General features: G+C 38.9%; 14 protein-coding genes. All 14 read left to right on the top strand.

Going from position 1 to position 14,485, the window contains the following annotated elements; translation table 11 throughout:
• Positions 1–356 precede the first annotated feature (356 nt).
• The 14 genes from MKX60_RS30110 (at position 357) to MKX60_RS30045 (ending at position 14,393) form a co-directional block, all read left to right on the top strand.
• Positions 357–845: a hypothetical protein gene (locus tag MKX60_RS30110; protein WP_341061931.1), complete on the top strand. Its 489-nt coding sequence runs from the start codon at positions 357–359 to the stop codon at positions 843–845.
• 205 nt (positions 846–1,050) lie between these two features.
• Entirely contained in the window at positions 1,051–2,037 is a 987-nt protein-coding gene (locus tag MKX60_RS30105; protein ID WP_341061930.1) for a DNA cytosine methyltransferase, read from the top strand.
• A 74-nt stretch (positions 2,038–2,111) separates the two neighbouring features.
• Positions 2,112–2,792, top strand: a complete 681-nt coding sequence (locus MKX60_RS30100; RefSeq protein ID WP_341061929.1) for a hypothetical protein — start codon at positions 2,112–2,114, stop codon at positions 2,790–2,792.
• Positions 2,793–2,861: 69 nt separating this feature from the next.
• Positions 2,862–3,134, top strand: a complete 273-nt coding sequence (locus MKX60_RS30095) for a hypothetical protein (protein WP_341061928.1) — start codon at positions 2,862–2,864, stop codon at positions 3,132–3,134.
• A gap of 105 nt (positions 3,135–3,239) precedes the next feature.
• Positions 3,240–4,109: an SAM-dependent DNA methyltransferase gene (locus MKX60_RS30090; protein ID WP_341061926.1), complete on the top strand. Its 870-nt coding sequence runs from the start codon at positions 3,240–3,242 to the stop codon at positions 4,107–4,109.
• A gap of 136 nt (positions 4,110–4,245) precedes the next feature.
• The gene (locus tag MKX60_RS30085; protein ID WP_341061925.1) at positions 4,246–4,506 is read left to right on the top strand and encodes a hypothetical protein; all 261 of its coding nucleotides are present in this window, start codon (positions 4,246–4,248) and stop codon (positions 4,504–4,506) included.
• A gap of 152 nt (positions 4,507–4,658) precedes the next feature.
• Positions 4,659–6,077: a DNA cytosine methyltransferase gene (locus MKX60_RS30080; RefSeq protein ID WP_341061924.1), complete on the top strand. Its 1,419-nt coding sequence runs from the start codon at positions 4,659–4,661 to the stop codon at positions 6,075–6,077.
• 389 nt (positions 6,078–6,466) lie between these two features.
• On the top strand, positions 6,467–6,910 hold the full coding sequence (locus MKX60_RS30075; RefSeq protein WP_341061922.1) for a hypothetical protein: 444 nt from the start codon (positions 6,467–6,469) through the stop codon (positions 6,908–6,910).
• A gap of 61 nt (positions 6,911–6,971) precedes the next feature.
• The gene (locus tag MKX60_RS30070) at positions 6,972–7,397 is read left to right on the top strand and encodes a hypothetical protein (RefSeq protein ID WP_341061919.1); all 426 of its coding nucleotides are present in this window, start codon (positions 6,972–6,974) and stop codon (positions 7,395–7,397) included.
• A gap of 865 nt (positions 7,398–8,262) precedes the next feature.
• Entirely contained in the window at positions 8,263–10,128 is a 1,866-nt protein-coding gene (locus MKX60_RS30065; RefSeq protein ID WP_341061918.1) for a phosphoadenosine phosphosulfate reductase domain-containing protein, read from the top strand.
• A 105-nt stretch (positions 10,129–10,233) separates the two neighbouring features.
• On the top strand, positions 10,234–11,949 hold the full coding sequence (locus MKX60_RS30060) for an LPD1 domain-containing protein (RefSeq protein WP_341061917.1): 1,716 nt from the start codon (positions 10,234–10,236) through the stop codon (positions 11,947–11,949).
• A 53-nt stretch (positions 11,950–12,002) separates the two neighbouring features.
• Complete coding sequence (locus tag MKX60_RS30055; protein ID WP_341061916.1) at positions 12,003–12,170, top strand: aspartyl-phosphate phosphatase Spo0E family protein; 168 nt, start codon at positions 12,003–12,005, stop codon at positions 12,168–12,170.
• 1,154 nt (positions 12,171–13,324) lie between these two features.
• The gene (locus MKX60_RS30050; protein WP_076300638.1) at positions 13,325–13,801 is read left to right on the top strand and encodes a hypothetical protein; all 477 of its coding nucleotides are present in this window, start codon (positions 13,325–13,327) and stop codon (positions 13,799–13,801) included.
• 157 nt (positions 13,802–13,958) lie between these two features.
• Entirely contained in the window at positions 13,959–14,393 is a 435-nt protein-coding gene (locus MKX60_RS30045) for a GNAT family N-acetyltransferase (protein WP_076300639.1), read from the top strand.
• Positions 14,394–14,485 lie beyond the last annotated feature (92 nt).

Raw genomic sequence — 14,485 nt, 5'->3', positions numbered from 1 at the left:
TATGCAAAAAATAATGGGTTAGATATTTAAGAAATCCATATGGACCGAATAAATGATGTAATGAGTATCGCATGGTTTATGGAAAAGATGGGGTTCTAAAAATAATAAATTAAAGAATGAAAAATCAACAAAAAAATCAGCCTAGACTTCCCAGATGATAGAGATAACGATATAATTGTTCCAATACGATTTAATTAATTTTCCCTTGCGATCTTTTTATTTTGCAGGGAAGGAGTATGCTGCAACTGCAGCTCATACATAAGGTTCAAATCATGGAGACCATAGAGATATACAAGTTAATGTATATCTTTTTTGCGTCTCCTTTTTTTGTGCCCAAAATAGGAGGGATAAAATTATTGTCAAAACCCAAGCCCGTTCCTGTCCATGTGAACAGTACAGGAAAAAAGAAATACAAGATGCAGGAACTGATTCATAGCTCTGCAGGGTATGTTTTCATTCCTTTGAATGGAAGGTTAAAAACAGACTTATTTAACAAGGGATATGTAGATGGTAGAAAATTATCAGTGGTCCTAGAGCAATCCTATGAGGACTGCGCAGGAGTATCGGAGGTTCTTGCCTTCTCGTCAACTGAGTTTTCTCACAAAATTAACAACCGAGAGCTGATAGGCAACATACCGCTAAACCGCACATTTCTTCTTTTCTGTCATGAAGTAGAACGATTCACCAAATCGGTTTGCCAGGATTGCGAATATTACGGTACTCCTGATTGCTTTCGTAATGAATTTCGATGTGCGGAAGATGATCGTGATAAATACCGTGAGGATTCCTGGTTTTCTCTTCAGAGAGAAGCTAAAAAGGAACGAAAACGTCTTGCATTTCCCTAAAAGGGTTGAGGGATACGCTACGCCCCTGCCACAGTAAGTAAACTTGGGCGTTACCGGCTCTTTAATGTACCTCATAAAACCGTCTCAAGCGAAGGGGGAAGGCTTAGGAACCCCTTCTTGCAAGTGAGGAGATAATGGCCCAGCATTTCTCATATCGGTTGTCCTCTCGTAGCTGTGAGCTTCACAGCGAATTGAGGGCTAACAAATGCAATGTTCTAGAAAACCGACAATTACTTCGTTTTTCTCCGGAATGGGTGGACTTGATTTAGGATTTAAAGAATTGTTCAACATTCAATGGGCGAATGAATTCAATCCACACGCTGCACACTGTTACGAAATAAACATTGGTAGGCATATCCGAGTAGAAGATATTACAAAGGTGCCATTAAGCAGTATTCCGAAGTCCAACGGATTTATTGGCGGACCCAGTTGCATCGATTTCAGCTCTGCTGGAGTCAATCGTGGAATTGAAGGGGATCACGGAAAATTAGCAATAGTTTATCAAGAAATAATCCGGAGAATGATGCCCGATTTTTTTCTATTTGAAAATGTAGAGGGCTTACTGACAAGACACTCCCAATCCTTTTACCATCTAATCGATAATTATAAGGGCATGGGATTTAACGTTACCTGGGCGCTCTTAAATGCTGCGCATTTCGGTGTAGCGCAAGAGAGAAACCGCGTGTTTATCGCTGGAATTAGAAGGGATTTGGGGTTCCATTTTAGTTTTCCAACTCCTTCATACGTGAAGAGAACTGTTCGACAAGCGATTGGTGATCTGCCTACTGCAGAAACTATAGCGGCTAGAGAACGAGTTCTAGGGATTACCCCCAACCATACGGCCACATGGGAAAGTCCGACACCTGAGCGGTTATTTGACGTAATTCAGCATCCACGAAATCAGCACCGCGGAATGCGAAGACTAGAATGGGATAAGCCAAGCCCAACGATTACGGCACATATTGCTAAAGACGGAAGGGAGTTTTTGCACCCTTCTGAAAATCGCCGTATCACAGTACGTGAAGCGCTGCGGTTATCCGGATTTCCGGACAGTTTTACACTCCCTGCAGACGTTCCACTTTCTGCACAGTATCGATGTGTTGGTAACTGTGTTGCTTTTCCAGTTGCTTCAGCACTCGCGAAAGCAATGTACCAGCAAATCCAGTTTGGGAATATTCAGGAAACAGGCTAATAGATTTCTCTATACGAACATCCCCACTGCACGGGGTTAAATCAACTCTTCCCGTGCAGATAGGGGGAGTTCTAATGGAGGCTATGAAAATGATTACCAGTAAATATATGTTTATTAAGAACTTACAGGAAGGGACTTATATTGTCCCGATAGAGAATATTTCCTATTCAGAGATGGAAATAGGCATCATGTACATTGTAAAAATCAATGAGAGTGATATAGGTAAATGCATACTCAAAAAAATGGATAACGGACATCTCACCTGCATTTTGTTTTTTTTAGATGAACATGGCGAAGTGTCTGAAAAATCCGAGCTACAATCGTTAACCTTTCGAATAGAAATCTTTGAAGAGTTAAGAAGAATGCATTCCCATTATCCAGAAATAAACGATTTGATTAAGCATCTACGTAAATATCCTAACATTGAGCAATACGACCTGGATATGATGGCCAATCAAATTGCCATTGGGATCTATAATGCCGTATTCTGTAACTGTCTTCGCGACCATGACCAAAAAAATGGTACATCGCTTAGTACATATGTTTTCAGTGATCCCGCTCCTACAAATATAAAGAATAATTCCTATAAGAGGCTTCTACGCTTTGTAACGGAAGAGATTCGATCAAAACAGGTAACGCTGATGTGGGCACTCCGTAAATTCGAACTAGTAGATGGCCACACAATTCTACAAGTTTTGTTTGAAGCAGATAAAACCTTTGAACAGTTTATGAGCGACGCCTTATCAGCCAACTAACATTATTTAATTGATCAAGATTTACTTCCGCTACTTATCAACAAAGCGTAAAGGGGATATTTGATTCGTATGGAAAAGAAGATCCAGATACAGGCATCCGATATTGTAAATATTTTGGCTGACGGTCCAGAAAGGGGTCGTTATGCAAAAGTTTTAAGAACCGGTATAGACCCATATGGAAAGGCCATCTACACCCTTAAGATCAATCATTATTGGAATTCAGTAGATAACATAAAGAGACATGGTCCATGGAAAGGTCAAATGTGGATTGCCATTGTACTGAGCAGCGATGAAATTCAGCAAAAAAAGCGGCGATATACAAAACGTATACACCTCAACTAAGAAACGTGGTTTGATTTATTTCCAACCTTATATGTTCTACCCTCTGCACAGGGATCAACACTTCCTCCTGTGCAGAAGGGGAGGATTCTAAGGAGAACAGACACTATGTCTAAACCACAAGATAAAAAACATTTATATCGGATCGATCGCTTTTCAGTTGAGCAGCTCGCTCGTTTACCCCATGAAATAGCTGGATATGCACAGGCGATTGGAGGGCTACCACAGCATCATTCCGAAGTGTTTGAGAAGAGAGGATGGCTATTGCCATTTTTATTCGCGTACGATGACCTTCTATGGGGCAGATGGAGATACTGGACAGATATTTTGGAAAAAGGAACAATTGAAGGTAGTGGTCCGATCCCTCAAATAGAGTGGAAAGATACATCCTCCCATCAAGCAGAGGCAACTAAAAAGATGTTTGCTAAGTGTCTTCAGCATTATGACTCTAATATCGATACTTTTGCAGATTGGCTACTGTGGGGGATGGCAGGGAGCATAGAAGCACCGAGGATCTCAGAAAGCTTAAACGAGCATTATTACAAGGAGTTTGATTTATTCCTGGTTCTCGATAATCCCACGGATTATTTATCCCATGTTCTCTGTGATGAGACGGGCAAAGGATATAAATCAGGTCTTGGATATTATCCAACACCGTTTAATATAACTCGGATGATGGTTGAGATATGCCACGGTGATGGGGACCCAGAACATATGAAAAGGCAGTCAGTACTAGATTCATGTGTAGGCTGCGGTGCAACATTGCTACCGGCTTCTAATTATTTTTTACGGGGCTACGGTCAGGATATATCGGGGATTGCCGTGAAACTATGTACCATTCAGTTTTACTTTTATGCCCCTTGGTATGCTCGACCAGGAAATGTTGAGGGTTATGATCTTATTAGTCAACCTATTCAACTAGTGTTAGCGGAGCCAGGACGAAAGATTTCTGAAGGTCAGCTTGCTTTTTCATTTTAAGAGTTAGCTGGGTAAATAAGATTATTTTTAACCTATTGTTTAAAAAACAATAATTAAAACTGCTGAAGATAAACATATATCTCTAGAGATATGAACTTTATAAATAAAGACTTTCAAAAAGGAGAAATAAAAACATATGGAGAAACAAAATGACACGTCTTCTTGGTCCAGCGTTACCAAAATTACTGAGTCTTTTCTTAATCAACACAACGTCCCATATACCATCATGGAGAACGAAGACTTTCTTACGCCTCTTTTTCTGATAGAAGTGACTGGAACACCTAACAAACCAGAGTATCGGGTTGTTGACGTACTCTATCGTTTGGAAGATATTCCACTGCTCTATACTGAAGCACAAGCGCAAGATTTGGAGGACCAGGCTTGGAAAGAAGTATAAATTTATATATATGGAATTAAAAATGTTAGCATAATCTGGTTCTCTCGATAAATATCAATATGTGTAGAAACAGAATAATAATTCAAAACTGGAGAGGAGGAAGTCCCTTATTGTGGTGGGGGCTTCCCTCATCACGGTTTATGGACGTCCCTATGAATAAAGCTAACCTGTTGTTACAAAAAGTTTATACCGTGAGCAAAAAACATAATTCACTACGATTATTTCTACAAAATTTTGTTTGTGAAACTGCAGGACTAGAGCACGGTATGGATTTATTTGTCCGCATCGATGAGAATGAGAAAATGATTGTCATTCAGAATCGAGTCTTTGAGGAATCTGACAATATTCATGAAGTCAGTGTATCATCAAGGGTTAATCGTATCAGTGGGGAACCACGGCCACTTGTTGATACGTGTGGATCCAAATATTCATCCATTCTTTGTATCCAGGATAAAATAGAAGTCAGTGTATATAAGCATGGGGATTTTTCTCAAATCATTGTTCGTCCCTTAAAATTTCGTCTGTTTGAGAGTGACACCTTTGAATCCCCTTCAGACGAGCGTATTCGCCTTCTGTCTGTGTGCGCGGGAGCAGGAATAGGAACATCAATGTTTGTAGATTCTGGCTACTACACAGCAGTACAGGAGATCGAGCTAGAAGAGGATAGCGCGGAGGTTATTAAACATAATTTCCCGTACTCTTTTTTGTTTCAAGGAGATCTGAAGGATTGTCACACCGTTGCAAAGGCTGATGTAGCGTTCGTATCGCTAGATTGCTCCTCACATAGCAGTATAGGTCCTGGTGATCAGGGATATTTTAATAATCTTATATTAGGTACGTACAAGATATTAGAGGCAGCAGAACCGAGGGTTGTTTTCTTTGAGAACGTACCGGGTTTTTATGAATCACCTAGTTTTAATGATTTAAAAGAACTCTTAACTCCAAAATATCCGTATTTCATCGGTCCTACACAAATTAACAGTTATGATTTTGGTAGCATCGCTCTACGAAAACGGACGTACTCTCTATTTCTTCAGGATCAGGAGGACTTCGAACAATTCAGAGAGCCAAAGGCACCAATATTCCGGCGTCATAAGCTATCTCATTATTTAGATCCAGCTGGTACGCAGCACATTTGGAAGTCAGTTGACGCCTGGTTTGAGAGCTTTTCTAAAAAAGTTGAAAAGAACAACTCATGGGCGGAGCGTAGTACTGATAAAACATTTGTGGGTGCCGATGATGTAGAATTACAATGCATTCCAAGACGATACCGATCTCATAGTGCAAGTAACTCTTATGTACTTAATGAAGCGGGAGATCAGTGGAGGTTCTTAACCATATCTGAACTTCGTAAGATTTTCAGTATTCCTTCTTGGTTTAAGTTTCCCAAACATGTTCCCGAATATCGAATCTATGAAATGATTGGTCAGAGTGTGTGTGGACGCGTCATAAGCGCTTACGCAAACGAGATCTGTGCGATGTTTTTCAGACGGCATGCCGGCTTGAAAAAGCAGAAGAAAGAGTATGGAATGGCAAGAGATCAAGATGGGCAGTTTAGCTTTGCTTTTTGATCAAACTAAATATATTTCAGTATTATTTGCAGGCATCCTTATTTTGTGGGATGTCTTTTTTTAATCAAATCCACATAATAAACTACTTCCTGAAGGTCAATTGCATCAGAGTTCATATTCTTTTTCTGTTAATGCGATCCGGAAGCTGGATATATCTGATCCGCTACTACCGTAAAAGAATATAAACAGTAGACTAAAATTTAAAGTATTAAGCTAACGGGCTGTTTTTATTTTACAAGTCCGATTTAATGAATCAAAGAAAAAGATAATCAAGTAGATTTCCACAAAGAAACCAATGATGAGGTCTGCACGTATTTAACTGATAACCGAACCGATGATATTGGATACCTAACGAGAACGGTTGCATCTAATTGGGGGCGAAATTTTGGATGGAGAAAACGCGAAAAAATATTATGAATAGTGAAGAGATTAGAGCTATTATTGAAGAAAAAATCAGATCTGAATGTAAGAAGTATGGTAGTTTTGATGCGGCACATATGCATTACTATAATATTTTTTTTGATATCTACAATAGTTTAGGTAGTGAATTCAATTCAATAAAAAAGAAATACCCTAGGTATAAGCAAATAGAGTTCATTCACTCGAAGGGGAAGTTATCTGACTACTATGAAATTGTGATTGGTAATGCGAATCAAGTAAGGGAGCGTTATTATAACAATTTAACAAAAGAGGCCGATAAACAAAACGAGGCATACTTTGAACAAATGAGAATAGAAAGTGAAGAAAAGGATAGGTTGGAATATGAAGAAAAAGTACGAAATGGAACTAATACTCCGTTAGATGATTTCATAGCAGCTGGAGGGTTTGATTGAAACTAATCAAATTTAGTGAAGAAGTAATGAGGAGGGGCTGTTACTGAAATACATCTTAGGCATGTCAAAGACACCTTCTGATGTTCGTGGTTCAAAAGAGCGCAGTCTGCGTTTAGATCTCCTTGAATTAATTACCGCCGTACGTTTGCTTCGGGAAAGTGGCCATGAATCACAAGGATATCTATGTGTAATATATGATTCGTCAAAAAAAAATTTGGATCTTTGGAATCAAAAATATCATGGAGTTGACTTTGTAAAGATTATTCAGCCACGATTGACACCCACCGAATTAATCGAATTAAATCAAGTGAAGATTATTTTGTCAAAGTCTAAAGGTGGAGCAACTTCAAAAGCATGGAAGTCAAAAATAATAGGAGAGATGAATTTATCCTATTCGATAATCAAGGAGCTAGGACCAACTGTATTAGATTGCCTTGAAGAAAAACCGTTAGGTGTAAATTGGGACTATTTTGGGGTGATCTTATGAAATTAATGACCGAGAGAGAAAATGAATTCAAAAACTGCATTAACTTACAAGTCACTTTCTAACACCAATGCTTCCACGGTCTAACATACCATCATTGACATTGCTAAATCATCCGAAGACAACGTTATTATACTTCAGCGTATACATAATACTTTTAAGTGCATCCGAACGATTCCTAATAGGTGACTGCTGGATTCATTTTGGCAGGGCAAATAACTTACCAAAATTAAATTAAAGTTACGATAGCAAGCATTCTCTGTTATTAAGCCTATAGGTAACATTATTTCAATAAACAGCGTCAGTCTAGGACTTTATTTCCCGTCCAAGACTGACGCTGTTTATATTTATATTGGAGCCAATCTAATATTTAATATTCGGAGTCTGACCATTTATTAATTCAGAAATATACAACTCCAGTTTAAAATCTCCCAGATTATCTGAGTCTTCCTCCCATTGGAGATGAACATTGGTAATGAAATTGACTTGAAAATCCCTTGTATACAAATTGTATGCTGATATACACATGAATACACGTATAAAATATCAAATATAGCTGGAGAATTTAACTTATAATAATTATGTTTTGCTTTTATCGTTTTTTTAAATAACCCTATGAAGCAATACATTCGTTTACAAAAAAGATAATACTAATTTTTAATAGTTTACATTTCTTCCCTTTTCAAGATATACTTATGGTACTTTGAAAGATATTAATTTTCTTTACCGTTAACTATTTCGGTAAAGTTGGAGCTCGCTAGTTTCATTTAGCAATATAAATAACAGGTAATATAGGAGACTTAAATACCACACGGGATTTGTGTGATGTATTTAGGTCTCTTTTTTATGCCCTAAAAAAGGAGAACTTATGGAGCATTATGAGTTTACAGAGAATCAAATCAAGGTAGCAGTTACCGAAAAACTTAAGCAATACAATGGAACAGCTACAGATGTGTGGGATTACCTAGAAAAAGAAAGCTTTTTATTTCATGGAGTGATTCGCGATTGGACAGGGGTTTTCTTTCACGGATTCTATTATGTTTTTCATCATTTTCTAAATGATGATCAACCACAAGAGGATTGTATTCCTCCGGACAGCAGAATCACATGGGATAAGCTGTTCAAAAGGGACACTGTAGCAGGAAAACTCTTTTCATTTATGGAGTCAAACAAATTTCGCATCTTTATACCGGAGCAAGCTGCCATCGATGCTTTTCTCGATGGTGATATGGACAGTAGTTTACAGAGTCCTAAGCACAAATTCCAAATCTACTGCTTCCAGGACAGATGCAGTCTGCTGATAGAACTTTATCTGCAACAGACCATCCCACCCTATGGAGCACACTATGAACCTATCCAATACCCAGAGGATCGCTGTCAGCTTATTTTTGAATTAGATGTTCTTATATCAGACACCAAAAAAAATAAGAGAACACTTCCTGAGGGAGAGAGCTTGGACGTTCTGGAAAAGGTGGATGAGGATCTACTAGCAGTTACGAGAGAGAGAGTTAAGAAAATCTATGATGAGCACACGCTCATTGGTCTGTTGCACTCCGGAGGGATCGATTCGAGACTGACACTTCAGCTAATGCTTGAGCATGCTCTGAAGAATCCGGATCCATCAAAGAAGATATGGGTCATATCAGCCGATACACTGGTTGAAAATCCTGGCGTCTTAAAAATTATTCATGAACTGCGCGATACGCTAAGAACAAACTTCCCTTGGATCGAATATCACATTGTTGAACCAAAAGAAGATGAAACGCTAATGGTGTGTTTGATCGGACGTGGTTACCAAAGTCCTTCCGTAAATTTCAAATATTGTGTACGAAGATTGAAAATCAATCCAGCACGCGTATTTTTGGAAAATGTATTTGTTACGGAAGGATCAGAGGAGACATGTTTGGTGCTGGGTAGTCGTGACAATGAAAGCGGGACAAGAAAAAGAAGTCTCACCAAGTTTTTCGGTGATGACTTCTACGGTAGTCATCCTGTCAGTAGCATTCGTACAGCCAGCCCGATCAGAGACTGGACGAGACAGGAAGTGGTTACGTATCTTACGTACCACAGGGCACCATGGCGGAAAGGGGCTCGTAATACTGAGTTACTCTCTTTTTATAGCGGAGCTGCAGGTACAGAATGCCCTTTAGGAGCTGCTGTAGTCAATGATAACGATGCAATCATGGCCTGTGGTAAAAATTCAAGGATGGGTTGCTACCTTTGTACGCTCGGTAACGATAAAAGCATGGGGAACTTAATTAAAGGTACGCATCCAGAGTACGAGAAATACTATCGTTTCCGTTCCATTGTTAAGAATATTGCACAGGATATTCGCTACGGAGGGATCGTAGGAATGCAAAGAAAAGGAGGATCGGCAGCTTCAATGTTGCCGGCTAAAATCGGCCGCGGAATCGGTGATCTCACCATCGACTGTAGAACTCACATACTTCAAGCAATGAAGCGGCTACAGATTGAGTGGCGTGAAAGTGAAATCTTAACCGCCTATCACATGGTTCAGCAGCGTGAATCCGTGGAAGGATTCCCTGTCACCCAACGCTTTAGGGATGCAATCTACGCACTGCTTAGCCTGAAAAGATCAGGTTTTCAGCGTCTTCTTTGCAATCCGGTATTTGATCCCTATGGAAGCGGTATCGACCAGTTCACATCGGAAGACGCGGCGATTATTCAGCGTATTATGGCAGATAAAAAGAGTAAGTTGACGTCCTTGAAATGACAGTTCGAATCATACCCACGTTCATAGTTTTCCTTGCTCATGCGGAGCAGATAAAAAACACATCTCCCCGCATACGGCGGGGAGACCTATGGAGGTTTTATAGAAATGCAACAAATATCACTCTTTGATTATTTCTCTCAGGATTCTTTAGGATCATCAATACAAAAGGCCCATGCTTTAAATCTTGTACAGCCCTCTACAAGCCATGCAGGTGGTAGAAGCAAGGAATATGCCTACGATTGTGGAGAAGAGCTTCAAGGAGCTAAGAAGCATCTATCGGTTCTTGTTAAATTCTCAGGCGAGTGGCAAAAAGTCATTGAGCAAGATCCGGCGCAAGCCTATCAGTTGGTGTCTAAAGATGAACTGCTGGATAATTTCAAAGCTAAGAACTTGAAAGAGGTAGGGTTTACTTCTGAGGCTGCTTACGGAGTAAAGCTACTTTGGGGCATGGTGAGTCAGCGCCCAGAAGATGATATTAACCAACGGAGGTATTTTATCCAAGCGGTTGAGGAGCTGAAATTACGTCTTTCTAAAGCAACCACAGAACAATTGTTTAGAGATACGGTTGATCAGATCAAGCGAGAGTTCTGGAAGGCTGCTTACTCAACTAATCCACGTAAAGTTGGAATTGATCCAGAATTAATGAATTATAGATTTTGGCTTTCTTTAGGAAAAAGGTTTAAATCACTTTTCATCGGCTATTCTGCCGCAAAACCTTATGAGAAGCTGTTGGACAAAGCCTTTTCTTCAGAAGAAGGTAAAGAGTGGAACTGGGCTAATAAGAAAAAAGGCAATAAGGATACGTCAAAGACAAAGAATCAATGGGAGCGAAAAGTACCGGAAGAGGTTATAAGACTCTCTAATGAACCGTCAGGAGTGCGAAAACCAGAGGACTTAATAGAGGAATATGCTTTTAGAGGGATTCAGTTTGGTAACTGGATGGAGGACGCAGCTGGTCGTTACCATGTTCTTAGTAGCGGAAATGCTTGGGCGGACTTGGCTGCTATTCTTCAGATCCCACGTAAATCAATATCTTTATATGGAAAGTTAGGGTTGGCATTTGGGGCTAGAGGAAGTGGGAACGCGAGTGCTCATTTCGAACCTAAAGAGAATTTGATGAATTTAACAAAATTCAGAGGTGGGGGTTCTCAGTGCCATGAATGGGCACATGCTTTGGACTTCAATCTTTATTCGTACTCTCATGATTATATGAATGGTAAGCAAATGGCCTTATCCGGAAATCAGCCAGGTAAATTCCTACCTGATAATATCAGTTATGCTTTTGCTAACTTGATGACTACGATGAAAGAGGGAAAGGGCTTGATGCGTTTTGAAGTACCTAATCCCTTACCCGTTAATAAAACAAATTATGTTCAAGGTATCAAAGATTACCTAGTAAGAAACAGTTACGACATTAACAAAACGATGTTAGATCTTAATAGTAGTAGTCGTTATCGAATTCATTCAAAAGATTGGAAAGAAATCGGAATCATGTACTGCAACATGCTCATACAAGAAGGAAGGGAAGTTCCAACCGAATATTTCATTCCTACTAACTATAGCTCTTTTTATCTGGACGCATGTGAACGGGGAGCTTACTGGAAGCGGGATCACGAATTATTTGCACGAGCCTTTGAATCTTGGATTGAGGATGAGTTAGAAGAACGTGGAATATCAAATTCCTATTTGGTTACAGGCACCCGTTTTGGAGGCCCATATCCAATGAACGATGAACGAAAGTCAATCAATGATGCTTTTCGGAAGTGGTGGAAAGTTCTCAGTGATTCTGAGATTCTCCAGAATAAAGAGTTTTGGAATTAAAGTTGCTTTGACTATTTATCAAGGACATTAATTCTGGGAGGGAAAACTCAGTGGTGAATGAATCATTGAATCTTTTAAAAGCAATTATTGAGGATGAAAGAACTGAACTAAATAGAATAGGGTTGGAAACTGGACTAGCTTCGGATGAGGTGCTAGAGAAGTCTAAAGACTTAGATAATTTGCTTAATCAATATAATAAATTGAAACGTACGGCTGAATAGCCGTGCGTTTTTTTTGTTGATGACTCTTTTAATGATCTTCTTATTTATAAGGATTAATAAATAAGTCTTATTTAGTTCTTATTATTTCTTCTCAATATTTGAGAGGGGGTAACTCAATATTTGAGAAGGGCTATCTCAGATTTTGAAAGAGGGTATCTCAGCCTTTGAGAAGCATAATCGCTTATAAAATTACGAGACACAGCCTTTCAAAATTTGAGAGGCGGGAATGATATTGATCTTCCGCCTCTCAAATTTTGAAATACGTCGATTCTCAATTATTGATAGGCGGCGTTTCAATGTTTCATAGGCAGTTTCTCAAAATTTGAGAGGCGGGAATGATATGATTTTAAAGCAGAATTTGATAAATCCTGAAGAACAACTTCTTCTTTCTTCAGAATTATGAAATATTGAAGTGAATTTTAAATATGAATAAAAAAATGATAGTAGCTTTTTTTGTACGTAATAAGGATTCCTTTTTTAGTATCGACACTGCGACCTAAAAGAAGCCGCTAAGAATGTAGCCACTGATACTGTAATATCAACGGAGACCGCCTATGTTACAGGCACAGCTGTAGCTGCCGTAGCTCAGACTACAGTTGGAGCAGCAATCGCAAGTGCTGCTGGTACAGCCGGCGCAGCAGTAGCAGGGACTACAGTTGGTGGAGCCGCAATCGCAGCAGGAGCGGCTATCACCAGTGCTGTTACTGGAGCAGCTGCTCCTGTGGTCCTTCCTGCAATTGCTATTGGCGCTGCTTGGAAAATTGGTAAGAAACTATTTAGTAGGAGAAAATGGTAGGTTAAAATGCACGAAATGGAGGGTTAAGTGAGACTCTCATCGGGAAGAGGTAAAGTACACAACAGAGCTACTTTTTCGTATATCGAAAAGTAGCTCTGTTTTTTAATGAACCAAGTTTTCGTCCTTTGACGGAGGCAAGAACTTGGTTCCATTGCCCTAAACGGACGAGAACTTAGTACTAAATTTACACCAATCCTTACTCCACAAGGAATTTGATAATCTGCTTTCTATCATCCTTAAGTTCATCTTATATAGAATGAAAAATATAGAGTTTGACTGACTATGCTTCATTAAACTAACGGGCAGTTTAGCGCAACTAAATATTTCCTTTTTCGTTAAAGTAATAAGGAGTGAAACAATGAGGAATATTTCTTTTTCTTTTCTAGTAATGATTTTTTTAATAAGTGGATGTAGTAGCAGCAATCCAACCGAAGAAAGAAGTAAATCAATGCTCTATGATTTCAATGAACCATATAGATTTCCATTTGAAGTTAATGAAGTTCGCACGGAAATAGCAATTGATAATCCTGATGTACTTCAACAGTATATTTTTCATTATAAAAACAAGCAGACCACGCAAGAATTAAGGTATATCTTGAGCAAGGTTATTGATGAACCAGAGAAAATATCCTCGCAAGGCAAGCAACCCTTTGAACTTGAAAATGGGAAACAAGCATATTACGAAGAGGACGAAACCAGTCAATCAATTTGGCGGGAAAGTGAAAAAGGATTTTTGGCTCGATTTGTTTATTATATTAACGGGAACCTTAATCAGTTAAACAATTATAAATTAGATGAGTCCGACCTAATTGATTTAGCTAATCAGGTTCAATAGTATCTTTGCGCTAACTGGGAACGTTAGCTCAAACACGATATGGCAGCCTGTCAAGTCAACTCGATCGGCTGCCTGTATTCAACAGGCAAGATAGCTTAACATGTGTCAAGAATACGTAACATCTGTAAGATCATCTAAATAAGGAGTGGTGCTTCTTATGATTTGTTTAAAAGATTATGAAGACTTAGGTGAATTGAAGCTTTTAATGGCTGAGTGTATGTGGGCTAATGATGAAAGAATTGATAATGAACTTAAAACATACATAGACAATGATTCGCGGGAATTAGTAGGGAGTTTAAATAATGATGAGCTAGTAGGATTAATTGGAGTCATATACGAATCAACAAATGAAATAGAACTTAAGCATATTGCAATTAAACCCAATTATCGTGGTAAAGGTATAGGCAGCGAAATGGTAAATGAGTTCATTAAAACTAAAAAGATTGTGAGAATAAAGGCAGAAACCGATAAAGATACTGTTGGCTTCTATAAAAAAAATGGTTTCTCGATAACAAGTTTGGGAGAAAAATACCCAGGAGTAGAGCGGTTTGAATGTATTTTTTTAGTCACAAATAATTCAAGTGATCATTAAGCTCACGGGCAGGTTAGTGAACATTCAAATCAAAAAGGAGATATAAACTGTAGCGGATCCTTCAGAAGTGGAAGACTCGCTTTTTCTATACG

This window comes from Paenibacillus sp. FSL R5-0914 (assembly GCF_038004525.1).
Lineage (GTDB): Bacteria > Bacillota > Bacilli > Paenibacillales > Paenibacillaceae > Paenibacillus_AQ.
This window is presented reverse-complemented; position numbering and strand designations above follow the sequence as displayed.